The sequence below is a fragment of the Pseudomonas sp. Fl4BN1 genome (genome assembly GCF_009908285.1).
GTDB lineage: Bacteria > Pseudomonadota > Gammaproteobacteria > Pseudomonadales > Pseudomonadaceae > Aquipseudomonas.
In genome coordinates, this window is sequence record NZ_JAAARM010000054.1 from 1 (window position 1) to 16,719 (window position 16,719).

Here is a 16,719-nt window from a genome sequence, read left to right on the forward strand (position 1 = left end):
TCAGGCCCGAGATCCCATGGAAAGTGCGCAAGAAGTTGCGCAGTACTGCGCAACTTCTTGCGCACTCCTCTGTACAGCCCCAGCCATCTCGCCTACAGCCATGTACCCACAGGGTTATCCCCATTGGGGTGCGCAACTTCTTGCGCATCAAGGCCAAAAGCCATCAAGGGCAATGTAGGTGGCATGGGGCTGCCAAGACACGGGCTCACCCAGCGGCACTCGGGGGGGCTTTCCCGCCACCCAGCGACTTTAGTTCTGGTCCGATCCTCCACGCTTCGGCAGTCGGCTATAAGACTCGCCATAACCTCACCGCTGGCGGGCCCATTAATTTCGCTCGCCATAAATTGGTGATTTTCCAGTGCTTTTTTCGCTGTTAATCTTGCCGCCATGACCCATGCCACCTCCCATCGCCCCCACATTGCCTGGACGCTGTATTTCTGCGTGCTGTTCAACGTGTTCGTCTGTGGTCTGGGCCATGGGCAGATGGCCGGGCTGGAACTCAATGGCGTTGGCGGGCAGTTCTGTTCCGCCATGGGCAACCCGGGCCCGGCCCTGAACGCCGACTTCAGCGACCAGGCCGCCGCCGGCGGGCTGAGCACCTTTATGTGCCCGCTGTGCTCGGCGATCAGCCTGGGCATCGGGCTGTTGTTCTGCCTCGCCTGGCTGCTGCGTCGCCAGCAGCCGGCACGGCTCAGGATCGAGCGGCGCAGCAAGGCGCCGCCGCGTTACTCCTGGCCCGCGCTCAATCCTCGAGCACCGCCCCTGGGCTGACACCGCTCTGTGGCGACCGCCTGCGGCAGCCGCGCTTTTTCATCTCCCGGTACTTATCCTGCGGTCGCGGTTGCGACGGCTGCCGGGCGGTGTTCGATGATTATTTTTCGAGTCCGTGTCCATGAAGTTCCTGTATCGCTCCCCGAGTTGTGCGGCGCTGTGTTGCGCCCTGTCGTTCAATGCCCTGGCCGAGGGCCCGCTGCAATTGCCGCAGATGCGCATCAGCGCCGAGGAAGAGGAAAAACTCGGCCTGCAACTGGATACGCAAAGCAGCACCGGCTCGCGCCTGGGCTTGACCCCGCGGGAAACCCCGGCTTCGGTCAGTGTGGTCAACCGTCAGCAGATCGAGCAGCGCGGCGCTGCCAACACCCAGGACATGCTGGCGAGCGTGCCGGGGATGAACGCCGCCTCGTCGCCGGGTGTGCCGGGGTTCGTTTCCTATCGCGGTTTTTCCGGTGCGCAGATCACTCAGTTGTTCAACGGCATCAGCGTGCAGTACGACTCCATCGCCGCGCGCCCGGTGGACAGCTGGATCTACGACCGGGTCGAGGCGGTGGGTGGGCCTTCGAGCTTTCTCTACGGTGCCGGTGCGGTGGGCGGTTCGATCAACTACATCAGCAAACTGCCGTCGCGTACTGAATCGTTCAATGAAGGAAGGATCAGCTACGGCTCCTACGACAGCACCGAGACCGCCTTCGGTTTCAATCACGCGCTGAACGACGGGGCAGGGCCGCGGCACTACGCGCGTTTCGACGTCAGCCATACCACCAGCAACGGTTACGTCGATCGCGAACAGCGCGATGCCTGGACCACGGCCTTCTCCCTGCTGACGGATTTCAACGATCAGCTGTCCCATACCCTGGCCTACGAGTATCAGAACGAAAGCGTCGACAGTCCCTACTGGGGCACTCCGGCCCTCAGTCCCCTGGGGGGCAAGATGGAAGTGGACAAGAGCCGGCGCTTCGAGAACTACAACGTCAGTGACGGCCGTTATGAGCAGCGGGTGCAGTGGCTGCGCTCGATCATCGACTACCAGGTCGATGACCGTACCTCGCTACGCAACACCCTGTACCACTACAACGCCGACCGCGAATACCGCAACCTGGAAACCTACGCCTACAACAGCGACAACACCCAGGTGAAGCGCTCCGGCATCTTGCTTCAGCGTCACGCCCAGGAGCTCAACGGCAATCGCTTTGAGCTGCTGCATCAGAACAACCTGTTCGGCCTGGACAGCCGCTGGTCGGCGGGCATCGACTACAGCCATAACGTCATGAGCAACTACCCGCGCTCCTTGTCGGCCTCGGCCTCGAGCGTCGATCCGGGGGACTTCGATCCGGGCAGTTTCTGGGACTTGCCGGGCATGCGCCGCGGCTTCGAGAAGAACCGCCGCAACCAGGTGGACACCTGGGCGATGTTCCTGGAAAACCGTCTGCAGTTGACTGATCGCCTGTCCCTGCTCAGTGGCCTGCGTCACGATCAGATCGACCTGCAGGTGACCAACTACCGTGCTGTCACCGAGGCCAATCCGGCGTTTTTCCAGCGTAACTACCGGCCCACCACCGGGCGCCTGGGGCTGGTCTATGAACTGACTCCGTCCGCCAACGTCTACGTGCAATACAGCACCGCGGCCGATCCACCGTCGGGCATCCTGACCACCGCCAGCTATGGCCAGGTGCGGGACTTTGACCTGAGCACCGGCAATCAGTGGGAGGTCGGCAGCAAGTTCGATTTCCTCGATGGTCGTGGTTCGGCGACCCTGGCCGCCTACCGCATTGAACGCAAGAATCTCTCCACTGCCGATCCGAGCAACCCCGGCAGCAGCCAGCCGGTGGGGCAGCAGTCCTCGCGGGGCGTGGAGTTGGCGGGCTCGCTGCGGGTGACGCCCAAACTGCTGGCCGAAGGCAACTTCGCCTATGTCGATGCCCAGTACGACGAGTTCTATGAAAACGTCGGCGGCCGTTCGGTGTCGCGCAAGGGCAACAGCCCCACCAATACCCCGGACAAGGTCGCCAACCTGTGGTTGACCTATGACCTGGCGCGCTCCTGGCAGGTCGGCGCTGACAGCCGCTATGTGTCGTCGATGTACGCCAACGCGGCCAACACCCGTTATGCCCCGGCCTACACGATTTTCGGCGCTTTCGTTGGCTACCAGGTGGATAGCGACACCCGGGTCACGGCGCGGGTGCGCAACCTCACCGATCAGGTCTACGCCCGCACTACCGCGCCGACCCAGCTGTACCTGGGGGCGCCACGAACTTTCGAGCTGGCGTTGCAAACGCGCTTTTAACCTGAGAGCGCGGGGTGCCTGGTGGCACCCTGCGCCGTTGCGAGATGCCTGTGATGAAGCGTTACCTGTACCTCTGGCACCGTTGGCTGGGCATTGTCGCCTGCCTGTTCATGGCCCTGTGGTTCATCTCCGGGGTGGTGATGCTGTATGTCGGCTACCCCAAGCTGACGCCCGCCGAGCACCTGGCGCATTTGCCGGCCCTGGTCCTGGACGATGAGAGCGTCGGCCTGGAGCACGTGCTGCGGGCTGTCGATGCTCGGCAGCCACCGTCGAGCATCCGCCTGACCACGGTGGCCGGTGCACCCCGTTACATCCTTGAATACCCGGGGCTGCGCAAGGTTGCGGTGGATGCCCTTAGCGGCCTGGTGCCACCGGCCATTGGCCCGGTGGAGGCGTTGGCCGCGGCCCGACAGTTCGCCCCCGGAGTCGCGGTGGAAGATCGCGGCGCGGTGAGCGAAGACATGTGGAGCCTGTCTCGGGGCCTGGACGCCGACCGGCCCTTGCACCGGGTAGCCATCGCCGATGCCGAGCGGCGCCTGCTGTATGTTTCCGCCAGCAGCGGGGAAGTGGTGCGCGATGCCACGGCCAGCGAACGCGGCTGGAACTGGATCGGTGCCTGGTTGCACTGGCTGTACCCGTTGCGCGGTATCGGCATCGATGGCGCCTGGGGGCCGATCGTCACCTACCTGTCCCTGGCCGCGACCTTGATGACGGTGCTGGGCCTGGCGGTGGGCGTATTGCGCTGGCGCTTCAAGCGTACCTACCGCAACGGCTCGCACTCGCCATACCAGGGCTTTGCCCGCTGGCATCACCTGGGCGGCATGCTCTTCGGCGTGCTGGCGATTACCTGGATCTTCAGCGGCTTGATGTCGATGAACCCGTGGAAGATCTTCAGCAGCGCCCAGCCCTTGTCAGTGGCGGCCTATCAGGGGGCTCCGCTGAGCGCCGCGGCCTTTCCCCTGAGCGCGGCGCAGGCGCTGCGACGTTTTGCCGATGATGGCTTGCAGGCCCGGGAACTGGAGTGGCGGATGATTGGCGGCCAGGGTTATGTGATCGGTCATGACGGTGCCGGGCGTACACGAATCTTGTCCATGGCTGAGGATCAGGTGCTGCGCCGGTTCAACCCGGGGACCCTGCAGCAGGCGGCCTGGGCCATTCGCCCGCAGCAGCCGATGCTCGTCCAGCAACTGGCGGCCTACGACTTCTATTACTACGCCCGGGAACCGCAAAGCATGATGGGGCATATGCAACAGCGCCTGCCGGTGCTGCGGGTGTGCTTCGACGATCCGGCGCAGACCTGGCTGCACCTGGACCTCTATACGGGGGCCGTGGTGGGGCAACTGGACCAGCCGCGTCGAGCCTCGCGCTGGCTGTTCGCGCTGCTGCACAGCTGGGACTGGCTGCCGCTGCTGGCCAACCGGCCGCTGTGGGACCTGTGGATGCTGCTGTTCAGTGCTGGCGGTTTGCTGATCAGTGTCAGTGGCGTGGTGCTGGGCTGGCGGCGTCTGGGCCGCTCATTGCGTCCGCGTCGCGGTTGACGCCCGGCGTGGGGGATGAATACACCGACCTGGATCAGGGTTATGGGGTATTTTCCCCCCCGCCGGCGATTTAAGCCACCGGCGCCGGCTGCTGCGGTGATAATGCACGCCAGCCCCACCACCCACTGCCACTGGAGCCCGTCGCGCCCATGTTCGTCATCACCCCGCAGGACCCCGAGATCTACCGTCGGCAAACCCGCCGCAGCACCCTGATCATCGCCCTGGTGTTCATCGCCCTGGCCATGCTGTTTTCCAGCGCCGCGGTGGCGGTGTTCGGCCAGCCCGGCGGTGACAACCTGGTGTGGAATGCGGCCGGGGTGTTCACCGGTCTGTTGATCAGCGCCGCCTTGTTGCGCGGGGTGTTCTGGCAGCAACCGTGGATGGCCTCGGCGGTCTACGGCTGGCGCCTCAAACGCAGCCTGATGCGCGTGACCAACGTCATGCATCAGGTCACCGCCGGGGTCGCGGCCGGTGATCCGGCCGCCCTCAAGCTGCTGCGTTTCTATCACCTGGGGCTGATCCAGATGCACCAGCTGGACGCCAACTCCAGCGCCCACGGACAGATGCTCGGTGAAGTGGAACGGCATCTGGCGCTGCTGGCCGAGCACGGCATCGACCCGCAGCAGGAGCGCCTGGAAGCGCAGTGGCTGGAAGCGGTCAAGGCCCACCAGCCGCGCTGACCTGCCAGGGGTGATCCGGCATCGGCTTGTCGATCGTCCGGGTTACCCCAGGTAGCGCCACAATGCCTCGGCGATCTCGTTGGATTGCCCCGCCTGGCCGAACAGCCGCTGGCCGATGTTCAGCCCCAGCTGGCGGTAGCTTTCAAACTGCGCCTCATCGAAAAACTGGTCCACCGTGCTCTGGTTGGGAAAGCCCGGGTTGGCCCGGGCGTAGTTGACGACGTCCGGTGTCAGCCCGGCGATCAAGCGCGGTTTGAGCACCAGGATCCGGCAGTGCGGCGTGGCCGCGAGGTCGGCCTGGGTCCCCGGGGCATGGGCGTAGACGTTGAGCAGCAAGGCGCACTTCTGGCTGTCGGCGCTGGCTGGCTGGCGGAACTGTTCGAGGCTGGCGAACACTGCCTTGAGTTGCGGATGCTCCAGCACCCCCGGGTCCTCGCGGATTTCCAGGGCCTGGTCGATGCGCGCCAGGCGCACCAGGTTGGCCAGGTCATCGAACTGGTAATCCGGATCACAGCCGCAGTCGCACGTGACGATCAACTCCACCTGGCGCCCTTCGCGCAGCAGTTCGTAGGTGGCGGTATTTTCGAAATGGCCACCGTCGGACAGGTACTGGTAGTCGCGGCGGTGCCCGTGAAAGCGTGAGCTCAATTCGTAGAACAGGTAGGCCTGGGTGCTGAAGTAGGTCCAGGGCTTGAGGTCCCGAGGCACCCAGCCCGATTGGCCGGGGTCGACGAAGTGGCTCGGCCACCAGATCCCCAGGCGCACGTTGGCCAGCCCGAGGATCAGCGACATGCCGAGGCTGTTGGCCCGGCCCAGGCCCGTGCTGAAGGCAGCGCCAGAGACGCCGATCCACTGGCCGAGGGTCAAGGCCCCCATGATTTCCGAGTCCGGGCCCTGGCTCAGGTCACGGCGATAGGGCTTGCCGTCGAGGCTGTAGCGTTCCGCCGGGCCTTGGTTGGCAGGTGTTGCACTGCCCACGGCAGGCGCCCAGTTCGGCGCGATGCACAGCGGTTTGCCCTTGCGATCGCGTTGCACCAGTTGCTCGGCGGGGTCCACCGTCAGGTTCATGGTGACGTTGATCAGGTGCACCGGTCCGGCGCTGGGGGTGGCGTAGTACTGCTGCAGCGACAGGTCGTCGTTGGACATCGGCTCGGCCACGCTGAGGTAGGTGCGGCGCTGTTGGGGCGGGCCGTTGAAACGCCGGCCATTGGAGGCGCCGAGGTAGGCACGGCTCAGGCGTGCACTATAGAAAGCCTGGAGTGACGAGGTGTTGAGAAAGCCGATGAAGCGCCCGCTGATGCACACCAGCAAGGCGGCCAACAGGCTCACCGCCAGCAGGCGCCAGGCCGCCGCCGGGCTGTTGGAGACGGCGCCGCCGTCATGGGCGATCCACTGCACCAGCAGCGCCCAGCACAGGCACAGCAGGGTCAGCAGCAGGCCGCCGGCGACCAGCGCCAGCACATCCAGTGGCAGTTTGCGCATCCACTCGGGCAGGGGTTTTTCGTCCTTGAGCAGGACCAGGCGGCGAATCAGCCAGACCAGCAGTGCCAGCAACAGCGGGGTGCCCAGGGCCTGGTAGTCCAGCAGGTAGCGATACAGCGCTTCGGCGCTGCTCACCAGCAGGGCGAGAAAACCCAGAGCTGCTGTTGCGACCATGGCCCGGCCCAGGGCGCGGGTGATCTGCACCCGATAGTTGCGCACGCAGTTGTTGCAGACGCTGTCCTTGGTCGGGTCGCGGTTGTCGGCCAATCTGCGCGTCAATTGGCGAGTGATCAGCAGGGCGTTGGTGCCGACCAGGGCGGCGGCCAGGCTCAGGCTTCCCAGCGCCTGCCATTGGGCCATGCCATAGGCCAGGGCGCCGCCGACCCACAGGCCGGCGACGATCCCCAGCATGATGCGGAACGCGGCGTTGCCCAGGCTCGGCGGCTGGTCCAGATCGCCCCGGGGGATCACCAGCCAGTACGCCACGGCGCAGGGCAGGGCGAACAGCAGCGTGGCCATCAGCGGCCAGAGCAGCAGGCTGGCGTGGCTCAGGACCTGGAACAGGGTCAGCAGGCTGAGCATCAGGAGAATCGGCAGGCCGATCATCACGTGCAGTGACAGCCAGTTGCGCCAGGTCATGGCCAGGGCGTAGAGCATGTCGCCGGAACCGGTGGGGGTCAGGTAGCGGCCGTTCTCCCGGAGCCAGGCGCCGGGGCCTTGGCCCACGGGCTGTTGGGCATAGTCGACGCCGGTGCTGATGCGTCCCGGCGGCTCGAAGCGCAGCGCCTGGTAGGCATCGCGGGCGGCCTGGCCCACCGGGTCCTGGGGATCCAGGTCGCGCAGGCGTCCGGGGAGGAACAGGCTGGAGAAGAAGCTGCCGATGTAGCCGCCGCCACTGACCGTGGACAGGTAGTCGAAGCGCGACAGCAGGCTGTTGTCCGTGGCCGCGTCAGTTGGTGGCGGCTCGGCTGGCGCGGTGGGCGCCGGCGCCCGGGCCATGGCCTGCAGGACTCCGAGGCAGAAGGTTGCGCTGCGAATGCCGCCGCCAGACAGCGCCAGCCCCCAATGGCCACGGCTGGAGCGGGTTTGCCCGGGGGCTTCCAGGTGCAGGCTCAGGCGTCTGAAACGGATGCGTTGTTGCTCGATCTGGTACGGGTTCTCGTCGGATGTCATGGGCCTTCCTTGGGGACGGAGGGGCAGGGGCCTGGTTGCGCCGTGGACCGGGTGCCCTGCCGAGCGCCCAGCAGAATACCGGATGCCGGGGTTTGGGTGTGCAGCGACGGCAGCGTTGATGAGGCCGCTGGAATCGGCTTTGAACCCATGTTCAAGGTCTTCGTCGGCGGTGCTAAACGGTTGGTTTCGACTTGCCTGGGGTGCAAGGTTTGCAGGATTTTCATGCATTTGGCGCATGACAAAATAGACCGTGGTTATAACGTTAGATTTTATTCATATAAATGGACATAAGCTTTAGCCGCTATGCTGCCGCCAGTTTTTTACCTGGCCGCGTGATTTGTAGGGCTTTATTGATGGATGTGGGTAATTTCGGTTTTGTAGTTGCAGGCCTGGTTGTCGGGTTCATCGTTGGCATGACTGGGGTCGGAGGTGGCTCGCTGATGACCCCGATTCTGCTCTGGTTCGGGATCAATCCGGCCACTGCGGTGGGCACCGACCTGTTGTACGCCGCCATCACCAAATCTGGTGGGGTGCTGGTGCACCAGAAGAACCGCAACATCGATTGGCGCATCACCGGCTGGCTGACCCTGGGCAGCGTGCCGGCAGTGGTGGCCAGCCTGTGGTTCCTGAAGAACCTCGACACCGATCCCCAGGCTCTGAACGCGGTGATCAAGCAGGCCCTGGGATTTGTCCTGCTGCTCACAGCCCTGGCCATCGTCTTCAAGAAGAAGCTCATGGCCTTTGCCCAGCGTCATGGCGGTGACTACCAGCCGAGCCCTGGCGGCCTCAATGGCCTGACCGTGGTCACCGGGTTGATCCTCGGCACCATGGTCGCCCTGACCTCCATCGGTGCGGGTGCCCTGGGCACCGTGGCGCTGTTCATCCTCTACCCGTTCCTGGCCACCAAGCGCCTGGTGGGCACCGAGATTGCCCATGCCGTGCCCCTGACTCTGGTGGCTGGCCTGGGGCATGCCAGCATGGGCAACATGGACTGGCACCTGCTGGGTTTCCTGCTGATGGGTTCGCTGCCGGGGATCTGGGTCGGCAGCCACATGAGCGGACGCATCTCCGACGAGATCCTGCGGCCGTGCCTGGCAGTCATGCTGTTCTCCATCGGCTACAAGCTGGCCTTCTGAGGCCTCGCTGGCCGGGCCGCCTCAGGCCCGGCGATACAACGCCAGAAACCCCGCCAACGAGAGCATCGCCACACCGCAGCATTGGTTGAGCCGGCGCATACCGGTCTGGGTCAGGAGCTTCGCCGCCTGCACCCCTCCGGCGGCATACAAGCCCATCACCATCACCTCGACGATTGCCGTGACCAGCGCCAGGGTGGCGTATTGGGCAAAGACCGGCTGGGCTGGATCTACGAACTGTGGCAGGAAGGCGGTGAAAAACAGCAGCACCTTGGGGTTGGTCATGGCCACCGAGAAGCTGCGCCGGAACACCTCGCCATGTCGCGAGCCGGCCCGCACCTGCTGGGCGTCGAGGGCCAGGGGCGCGCTGCGCCAGAGCTGGAAACCGAGCCAGGCCAGGTAAACCACGCCGACCCACTTCAAGACCATGAACAGCTGCTGCGAGGCCATCAGCATGGCCCCCAGGCCCAAGCCCACGGCAGCAATGATCAGCACATCCGAGAGCGCCGCGCCGGCCATGCCCACCGCCACCAGCTGGCGATTGCGCGAGGTGCCGTTGGCCATGGCCAGCAGCGAGGTGGGGCCGGGAATCAATGCGCCGATAAAGCAGCTTGAGGTGTAGAGCAGCAAGGTGGTGGTGTTCATGGGGCGTTCTCGACAAGAAGAGGGCATCGGCGTCGATGGAGCATGCCCCAAGCCGGCGAGGGTTTAAAGGCGCTTGCGGGATTGCTGGTGGTTTGCATGGATGATTGGTTGCTGGTGGCTGCCTTTGGCCAAGAACAGTCATTGAGCGCCTTTTTCAGAACACTCATAGGTCAGGAATACCTGCTGATTGTGCGGTATAAGGCGACGCATCAATCAACTCCAGGACGCGCTGCGAAGCGCTCATTCATCGTCCCCGTAGTATTTGACGCCAATGCGGATGATGTCCCGCCCCTGGTCCTTGCGATGGTGGTTGGTGTCGCGCAGGGAGTAAATGCAACCACAATATTCCTGCTGATAAAAACGTTCGCGCTTGCTGATTTCGATCATCCGCGCCGAGCCGCCACCCTTGCGCCAGTTGTAGTCCCAATAGGTGATGCCCGGATACTTTTGTGCGCTGCGGATGCCGCTGTCGGTGATTTGCTTCATGTCTTTCCAGCGCGAGATACCGAGGGAGCTGGAAATCACGGTGAAGTCGTTTTCATAGGCGTAAAGCGCGGTGCGTTCGAAGCGCATATCGAAGCACATGGTGCAGCGCACGCCGCGCTCGGGTTCATGCTCCATGCCTCTGGCACGTTCGAACCAGTTGTCTTTATCGTAATCGGCATCGATAAACGGCACCTTGTGCTCTTCGGCAAAGCGGATGTTCTCGTCCTTGCGCAATAGGTATTCACGCTCGGGGTGGATGTTCGGGTTATAGAAGAAGATGGTGTAGTCGATGCCCGAGGCGCTGATCGCTTCCATCACCTCTCCCGAGCAGGGCGCGCAACAGGAGTGCAACAGCAACTTGTCCGCGCCATCGGGAAGGCTGAGTTGAGGCCTTTTGATGTTTGTCATGACGGAGTGTCCCGGGTATATCGGTCCAAATGAGCAACCGGAGCACAGTGCAGTGCTCCGCTAACCTGTAGGTAAACGTCGCTAGAAGCCCCCCAAATGGCTCCGGTGCCATGAGTATTCATGGACTGCTAAGGCTCTCGCTTGATTGACGCGTAAAAGCGGGCCGCGAAGGTAAATGCTCAAACCGCGCTATGTGCGGCGAGGTTGCAATACTGTCCTTTGAAATACAGCAATGGCTGCGTAGCGGCAGCTTCTTGTAGTTTTAACGCTTTCACTTCACCAATCACGATCAGATGATCACCTGCGGCGTGTTCGACGTGAATTTCGCAATCAAGCCAGTGCAGGCTGCCGACAATTATCGGATTACCCAGCGGCGATTCCTGCCATTCGACTCCGTGCCACTTGTCCGTGCCTTTTCGAGCGAACTGGTTGGAAATATTGACCTGCTCACCTGACAGGATATTGACTACGAATCGACCTGCCTGGCGAATTTTGGGATAGCTGGCCGAACTGGACATTACGCTGAATGACACCAGCGGCGGGTTCATCGACACGCTATAGAACGACTGGCAAGTGAAGCCAATCGGCTCGCCATCAATGTGTGATGTAATCACCGTGATACCGGAAGCGTAATACCCGAGCGCTTCGCGAAAGCTCAATGGCTCGATAGCAGTACTAGGAAGTGACATGGTAGATCCTAAATATTGAGTGCGACTCGAAAGTGCTAGGGAAGGTCTGAAGTTGCTCGGTAATTTTGGTTGAGTTCAACCTTTGCCAATTTTGAAAGCGGCCCATCGAGCAAAACCGACCAGATAGCCCACTTTGTTCTTCGGGCAACCTGGTCGGCGAATTGCAATAGATTCGGCGAGTCTTTTCAGAATCTCCCTGAAACTTCCACCGTCTTCAATCCTCCCGTACAGCACTTCCGATTTTAGCTCAGCACTGGTTCGAGAGTTCTCTTCGGACGATTTCTGCGCCGGCACTGAGCGCATTTAGCTTGCCTCTTGCTACTCGACGAGATAAAGGGGCCATACCACAGTTGGTGCAAGGATAGAGCTTGTCGGCATCTACAAACTGAAGTGCTTTTCGTAGGGTATTGGCTACTTCCTCTGGTGTCTCAATGGTGTTGGATGCCACATCAATGGCCCCTACCATCACTTTTTTACCTCGGATGAGCTCAATAAGATCCATTGGCACATGAGAGTTGTGACATTCCAGTGAGATTATATCGATACTGGATTTTTGCAGTTTGGGGAAAGCCTCTTCATATTGTCGCCACTCTGACCCCAAAGTCTTCTTCCAGTCTGTATTGGCTTTGATGCCATAGCCATAGCAGATATGTACAGCGGTTTCACACTTAAGGCCTTCAATTGCCCTTTCCAAGGTGGCAACTCCCCAATCATTTACCTCATCAAAGAAAACATTGAATGCGGGCTCATCGAATTGAATGATGTCAACGCCGGCAGCCTCTAACTCTCTGGCTTCCTGATTGAGGATTTTGGCGAATTCCCACGCCAGTTTTTCGCGACTTTTATAATGGTTGTCATAAAGTGTATCGATCATAGTCATGGGACCTGGCAGAGCCCATTTTATGGGTTGCTTGGTTTGCTGACGTAGAAACTTGGCATCTTCAACAAAAACTGGCTTTTGGCGAGTAACAGCACCAACGACCGTCGGTACGCTGGCGTCATAGCGGTCACGAATTCGAACGGTTTCACGTTTTTCGAAATCAACGCCGTCGAGGTGCTCAATAAACGTAGTGACAAAGTGTTGGCGGGTTTGCTCACCATCACTGACAATATCTATGCCTGCTTGTTGTTGCTCTTGCAGCGACAAGCGTAAAGCATCTTGCTTGCCCTCAATCAATTCCTCGTCTTGCAATTTCCAAGGTGACCAAAGTGTCTCGGATTGTGCAAGCCAAGAGGGTTTAGGTAAGCTGCCAGCAGTTGAGGTGGGTAACAATTTTTTCATAATGGATGACCTTGTATTTTTGACTAGTCAAAGAGCGTAATTGGCGGACCACTGCTCAAGAGTGGCTTGGTATGGTTTGATAAAGTGCTCTTCAACAAACTTCCCTTGCTCAATAGCCAGTCGGCCACGTTCTTCTCGATCATAAACAATTCGAGTCAGTGAATAATCTTGGTGCTTCAAGCTGGGTTGATAGGACTGTCCTGCTGCAGAGTTCGCATTGTAAATCTCTGGGCGGTAAATCTTCTGGAAGGTGTCCATCGTGCTGATGGTGCTGATAAGTTCAAGGTTGGTATAATCACCTAGCAAGTCGCCAGCAAAATAAAAAGCCAAAGGCGCCACGCTATTTGCAGGCATGAAATAACGAACCTTCAGCCCCATTTTTTTGAAATATTCGTCAGTCAAAGAATATTCACTTTGCTGGTATTCAATGCCCAGAACAGGATGCTGGTTTTCAGTCCGTTGATAGGTCTTGCTGCTCGAGACACTTAGGCATATGACCGGAAGCTTGTTGAAGTGGTCTTTGTAAGTGCTTGAGTTAACGAAGTGCTTGAATAATTTTCCATGCAGATCTCCAAAATTATCTGGAGTGCCAAACTCGGACTGATTCTTGTTGTGCCCCAACAATAGCACGCTAAAGTCATAGTCTCGCACGTAAGAGGAAAAGTTATTCCCTACAATGCCCGCGGTGCGTTCGTTGGTTTTTCGATCAACAATATTCGTTTTCAATATTTCAATCAGCGGGACGGCATTGCCGCTGCTTTCAATGTCAATAGCCATCTCAACGGAAATTATTTCAAGTTCGACAGCGTAGCGATCGCCTTTGGGGTTGTCCCAGTGCGCCAAGGCATTGAAGCGATTGTCAATCATCCTTAAAGTGTTGCGCAAGTTCTCTTGGCGGCTCTTTCCTCTGGCCAAGTTAGCAAAATTTGTAGTGATGCGCGTATTTTCTGAGGGGTGATAGTTTTCGTCGAAACAAATGCTCTTGATGGTAAATGTAAACTCTTTGTTCATTGTGATCTGGCACCCTGGTTGTCCGAGATAAAGCCTGAGTTTATTTATGGCTTTCCAGTTTTGTTTTTCTGGCTTTTAACTCGAAGGTATTTATATTCCCTATAATTAATACGTATTTTATGCTGGCCTATGGATTGAGTGAAAACGAATTGATTTCATTAAAGCCTTTAGCCATATTCATGATGTGGTGTCCGGTTAGTTGCCCAAGTCCCTGTCCCGCAGAATTCACTGAGTCGTCCTGGCTTTTGTAGCGGAAGCTCAGCACTGTTCAAGCGTCTCGCCCCCTTGCTGGCGAAGACTTACCAGTCATGTAGAGACAGTCGTCCTCGGCTGGAGGCCGAGCGTGTCCTCAATACCCGGGTGCTGATCAGCAGCAATGACTGCATCAAGGTGCTCGACCTTGATGGCCGGCTGTCGTTCATCAGCGAAGGTGGCCAGCGGGGCATGGAGGTCCGCGATTTCAACGCGATTGTGTCGGCTGTCCCTGGGCGGATTCCTGGCGAGGGGAGAGCAACCAGGCGGCGCTGGCAGCCCTGGTCGTAGCGCGGGGTGGTGAATCGGCGCGTTTTCAGGGCGCCGCCGAGACCTTGGCCGGCACCCGTAAATGGCGGGATGGGCAAGTCACGCCGATGCTCGATGAGGCCGCCAGCCGGAGAAGATCCTCTGCATCTCGCGGGACATCAGTGCCACCCGCGAGGCCGCGGCTGACCCAGATGATCAATCCACTGATCGGTGCTTGCATCGAACTGTGTATCGAGCTGCAGCAGCCCTGCTACATCCACGCCGATGCCGGCCAGTTCGATACCGCGCTGATCAACATGACGGTCAACGCCCGGGGCGCGATGCACGGCGAAGGCCTGTTGGTGATTGCCGTGGAACGTGTGGCGCAGATTCCGGCCTGTCCCAGGTGTTCGGCGTCGCCCAGCAGTCCGGCGACGGCCTGGTGATCTACCGCCAGCCCGGTCAGGGCACGCGCTTCACCCTGTTCCTGCCGCGTTCCGCAGCCTTGGCATCGCTGCAGGTCGACGGCCAGGGCGCCACGTTGCTGGTGGCGGACAACCCACAGATCGGGGCGCTGTTGGTCCAGGCCTTGAACGAAGCGATAAGCCCATCGGCAAACCCCTGCAGAGGCAACGCCTCAATCCGGCTCAAGACAATGTGGCTTCGATCACCAGGACATTGGCAGAGGCGGTATGGACGTTGAACATGCATCTGGGAGTGATGGTCGAGCCTGACTCGATCAGGACTTCCTGTTCATTTTCCATTCCAGGTGCGCCTTTGCGGTAGATCACGGCTTTTCTGTTGCCATAGGGGGCGTTCAGGATCCAGATCGCAGGGATGGGGTTAGGGGCTGGATTGAGATCGTGATAGGCATGCCAGGCGGCAATCTGTGGGCAGAATGAAGTCGAGAGTGGCTTGCTGGTGGTGAACGAAGCCACCTCTCTTGGATGGCAGGAGCCACCGTGAAACAGCACCTGGCCGGCAGCCAGCGGTTTTCCAAGCCGCCTGACCTCATCATTCAGGGTTGCCAAGCAGACGGTGCTTGAGCCTCTTTGATAGCGCTTCAACGGGACCGAGTCTTTCAGGTAGGGCATGGCGGACTTGGCCTGTCTGAGGGACGCATGCTCTTTGAGTTGACGCCGGAACTCGTTGACCACTCCTGAGCCGCCGAAGTACTTCAGGGTATGGAGGACAAAGTCCCTGGCATTGGTAACGGTCTGTTGTTCGCGCAAGGGCACGGTTGGCCACTTGTTTTTGAACGCGGCTTCATGAAGCAGAACTTCTCGTTGGTCCAGTGGCCTGTCGCTGATGGGGTAGAGGTCGATCAATGGAAGGTGGTTCATGCATCCCAGTCCTTGTTCTCAGCATCGACAGCGTGTCGGATGGGGGAGGAGTAATGAAAACCCCTGCTTGAGAGGCTGATGTGCAGGAGTTTTTCATGTTCACTGGGGACCCGGCAATTTTCCTTTCGACGTTATTCAGCGAGCCTTGCTGAACCATTCCTGTGCTGAACGCCATAGGCAGACCCCCAGGAAGTACGCCGAAGCCGTCAGCCACAAGCCCATGATCGGCGGGCTGCGCAGCGGGTGGCCGAGCACCAGCAGTGCGCCGCTGAGCAGCCAGACAAAGGTCACGATGATGTTCAGCGGCATCCACTTGCGCACTCGGAAAGGGTGCAGGAACTGCACCCGCGTTGCGGTCAGCAGGGCCAGGGCGAAGATGCTCAGCAAGCTCAGCCAGGGGCCGGTCCCGATCAGGTAGAAACACAGGGCGACCACGTTCCAGGCGGCGGGAAAGCCCTGGAAGTAGTTGTCGTGGCTCTTCATGTTGACGTTGCAGAAGCACAGCAGCGAGGACAGCAGGATCAGCGAGGTGGCCAGCAGCGCGCTGTATTCCGGCAGGGGAATGTAGCGGTAGATGAACAGCGCCGGGATGAACACATAGGTCAGGTAGTCGATCACCAGGTCGAGTACCGAGCCGTCGATATTCGGCAGTACCGAGCTGGTCTTGACCTTGCGCGCCAGGGAACCGTCGACGCCATCCACCAGCAGCGCCACCCCTAGCCACAACAGGCAGGCTTTGGGCTGGTTGTCGAACAGCGCCAGGGTCGCGAGCAAGGCGCTGACCACCCCGGTGGCGGTGAAACCATGGGCGCCCCAGGCTTTGATTCTGGCAATTTTCAGGGTTGAGATCACAGGGCGTTTCTCCAGCGGCGGTGATGCCTGGCAGGTGGCCGGCGCTGGAGCGCCGGCCACCTGCCAGGTTGCAGTTATCGACCGGAAAGCCTTGCAGAAGGTTCAGCGCGATATGGACGGTTGAACAGTCTGTTTGAGCTGCTCTGCCCACGGCGCAAGAGGCCGCTAACGGGTGCTTTCGATCAACTGCTGTTGATTCTAGGAGCTGTGGCGACAGGGCGTGGAAAAACCCACAGACCTCGGTGCAGGCGGTGGTGTTGTGGCCTGGTGAGTGTGGCTCAGCAGCGCAGGGAAAACGCCAGGTCAGGAAGCGTTCTTGGCTGTCGCCAGGGTTTTCATGGCGTAGGCGCCCCGGCCAATGCCACGCCAAGGCCAACGAGTGAGCCGCCGATGAGTTGGGCGATATCCAGGCTGATTTCAAAGTCGGGTTCGGCT

16 protein-coding genes are annotated in these 16,719 nt (G+C 60.3%); 7 read left to right on the forward strand and 9 right to left on the reverse strand.

What is annotated here, in order from left to right; translation table 11 throughout:
* The first annotated feature begins 387 nt into the window (after positions 1–387).
* The 4 genes from GV818_RS31820 (at position 388) to GV818_RS31835 (ending at position 5,279) form a co-directional block, all read left to right on the forward strand.
* The gene (locus GV818_RS31820) at positions 388–771 is read left to right on the forward strand and encodes a DUF2946 domain-containing protein (RefSeq protein ID WP_161759953.1); all 384 of its coding nucleotides are present in this window, start codon (positions 388–390) and stop codon (positions 769–771) included.
* A 121-nt stretch (positions 772–892) separates the two neighbouring features.
* Entirely contained in the window at positions 893–3,061 is a 2,169-nt protein-coding gene (locus GV818_RS31825) for a TonB-dependent receptor (RefSeq protein ID WP_161778536.1), read from the forward strand.
* A 53-nt stretch (positions 3,062–3,114) separates the two neighbouring features.
* On the forward strand, positions 3,115–4,599 hold the full coding sequence (locus tag GV818_RS31830) for a PepSY domain-containing protein (RefSeq protein WP_161778537.1): 1,485 nt from the start codon (positions 3,115–3,117) through the stop codon (positions 4,597–4,599).
* 149 nt (positions 4,600–4,748) lie between these two features.
* Positions 4,749–5,279, forward strand: a complete 531-nt coding sequence (locus GV818_RS31835) for a DUF3087 domain-containing protein (protein WP_161759956.1) — start codon at positions 4,749–4,751, stop codon at positions 5,277–5,279.
* Between the two features lie 42 nt (positions 5,280–5,321).
* Here the strand turns inward: GV818_RS31835 and GV818_RS31840 are convergent, their stop codons facing one another.
* A complete protein-coding gene (locus GV818_RS31840) occupies positions 5,322–7,934 on the reverse strand; it encodes a hypothetical protein (protein WP_161778538.1) in 2,613 nt (870 codons plus the stop codon).
* Between the two features lie 353 nt (positions 7,935–8,287).
* Between GV818_RS31840 and GV818_RS31845 the strand changes: the two genes are divergently transcribed.
* Positions 8,288–9,070: a sulfite exporter TauE/SafE family protein gene (locus tag GV818_RS31845; protein ID WP_161759958.1), complete on the forward strand. Its 783-nt coding sequence runs from the start codon at positions 8,288–8,290 to the stop codon at positions 9,068–9,070.
* A 21-nt stretch (positions 9,071–9,091) separates the two neighbouring features.
* Here GV818_RS31845 and GV818_RS31850 read toward each other — a convergent pair whose 3' ends face one another.
* The 5 genes from GV818_RS31850 to GV818_RS31870 form a co-directional block, all read right to left on the reverse strand.
* Positions 9,092–9,712: a LysE family translocator gene (locus GV818_RS31850; protein WP_161759959.1), complete on the reverse strand. Its 621-nt coding sequence runs from the start codon at positions 9,710–9,712 to the stop codon at positions 9,092–9,094.
* 240 nt (positions 9,713–9,952) lie between these two features.
* Positions 9,953–10,606, reverse strand: a complete 654-nt coding sequence (locus GV818_RS31855; protein WP_161759960.1) for an epoxyqueuosine reductase QueH — start codon at positions 10,604–10,606, stop codon at positions 9,953–9,955.
* Positions 10,607–10,785: 179 nt separating this feature from the next.
* Positions 10,786–11,295 (reverse strand): flavin reductase family protein, encoded by a 510-nt coding sequence (locus GV818_RS31860; RefSeq protein WP_161759961.1) that lies wholly within the window; start codon positions 11,293–11,295, stop codon positions 10,786–10,788.
* Positions 11,296–11,542: 247 nt separating this feature from the next.
* Positions 11,543–12,577: a methionine synthase gene (locus GV818_RS31865; protein ID WP_161778539.1), complete on the reverse strand. Its 1,035-nt coding sequence runs from the start codon at positions 12,575–12,577 to the stop codon at positions 11,543–11,545.
* 27 nt (positions 12,578–12,604) lie between these two features.
* Positions 12,605–13,588 carry a DUF1852 domain-containing protein gene (locus GV818_RS31870; protein WP_161778540.1) on the reverse strand — a complete coding sequence of 328 codons (984 nt, stop codon included), beginning with the start codon at positions 13,586–13,588 and terminating at the stop codon, positions 12,605–12,607.
* Between the two features lie 285 nt (positions 13,589–13,873).
* Between GV818_RS31870 and GV818_RS35205 the strand changes: the two genes are divergently transcribed.
* Together GV818_RS35205 and GV818_RS34725 are read left to right on the forward strand one after the other, a co-directional pair.
* Positions 13,874–14,131 (forward strand): hypothetical protein, encoded by a 258-nt coding sequence (locus tag GV818_RS35205; protein ID WP_372242139.1) that lies wholly within the window; start codon positions 13,874–13,876, stop codon positions 14,129–14,131.
* A gap of 170 nt (positions 14,132–14,301) precedes the next feature.
* Positions 14,302–14,535, forward strand: coding sequence for a hypothetical protein (locus GV818_RS34725; protein WP_256679579.1), 234 nt, complete (start codon positions 14,302–14,304; stop codon positions 14,533–14,535).
* Positions 14,536–14,551: 16 nt separating this feature from the next.
* On the opposite strand, the gene GV818_RS34730 is transcribed toward GV818_RS34725, so the two are convergent.
* The 3 genes from GV818_RS34730 to pcsA all read right to left on the reverse strand — a co-directional run bounded on the left by GV818_RS34730 (position 14,552) and on the right by pcsA (position 16,284).
* Positions 14,552–14,740 (reverse strand): hypothetical protein, encoded by a 189-nt coding sequence (locus tag GV818_RS34730; RefSeq protein ID WP_256679580.1) that lies wholly within the window; start codon positions 14,738–14,740, stop codon positions 14,552–14,554.
* On the reverse strand, positions 14,737–15,432 hold the full coding sequence (locus GV818_RS31880) for a hypothetical protein (protein ID WP_161778541.1): 696 nt from the start codon (positions 15,430–15,432) through the stop codon (positions 14,737–14,739). The genes GV818_RS34730 and GV818_RS31880 overlap by 4 nt, the downstream gene beginning before the upstream one ends.
* A 135-nt stretch (positions 15,433–15,567) precedes the next feature.
* Positions 15,568–16,284 (reverse strand): phosphatidylcholine synthase, encoded by a 717-nt coding sequence (gene pcsA, locus GV818_RS31885; RefSeq protein WP_161778542.1) that lies wholly within the window; start codon positions 16,282–16,284, stop codon positions 15,568–15,570.
* Between the last annotated feature and the right edge of the window lie 435 nt (positions 16,285–16,719).

Coding starts and splice junctions, on each gene's coding strand:
- GV818_RS31850 (WP_161759959.1), bottom strand. CDS start 9,712: ATGAACACCACCACCTTGCTGCTCTACACCTCAAGCTGCTTTATCGGC.
- GV818_RS34725 (WP_256679579.1), top strand. CDS start 14,302: ATGATCAATCCACTGATCGGTGCTTGCATCGAACTGTGTATCGAGCTG.
- GV818_RS31855 (WP_161759960.1), bottom strand. CDS start 10,606: ATGACAAACATCAAAAGGCCTCAACTCAGCCTTCCCGATGGCGCGGAC.
- GV818_RS31825 (WP_161778536.1), top strand. CDS start 893: ATGAAGTTCCTGTATCGCTCCCCGAGTTGTGCGGCGCTGTGTTGCGCC.
- GV818_RS31860 (WP_161759961.1), bottom strand. CDS start 11,295: ATGTCACTTCCTAGTACTGCTATCGAGCCATTGAGCTTTCGCGAAGCG.
- GV818_RS31880 (WP_161778541.1), bottom strand. CDS start 15,432: ATGAACCACCTTCCATTGATCGACCTCTACCCCATCAGCGACAGGCCA.
- GV818_RS31820 (WP_161759953.1), top strand. CDS start 388: ATGACCCATGCCACCTCCCATCGCCCCCACATTGCCTGGACGCTGTAT.
- GV818_RS31835 (WP_161759956.1), top strand. CDS start 4,749: ATGTTCGTCATCACCCCGCAGGACCCCGAGATCTACCGTCGGCAAACC.
- GV818_RS31865 (WP_161778539.1), bottom strand. CDS start 12,577: ATGAAAAAATTGTTACCCACCTCAACTGCTGGCAGCTTACCTAAACCC.
- GV818_RS31870 (WP_161778540.1), bottom strand. CDS start 13,588: ATGAACAAAGAGTTTACATTTACCATCAAGAGCATTTGTTTCGACGAA.
- GV818_RS31840 (WP_161778538.1), bottom strand. CDS start 7,934: ATGACATCCGACGAGAACCCGTACCAGATCGAGCAACAACGCATCCGT.
- GV818_RS31845 (WP_161759958.1), top strand. CDS start 8,288: ATGGATGTGGGTAATTTCGGTTTTGTAGTTGCAGGCCTGGTTGTCGGG.
- GV818_RS31830 (WP_161778537.1), top strand. CDS start 3,115: ATGAAGCGTTACCTGTACCTCTGGCACCGTTGGCTGGGCATTGTCGCC.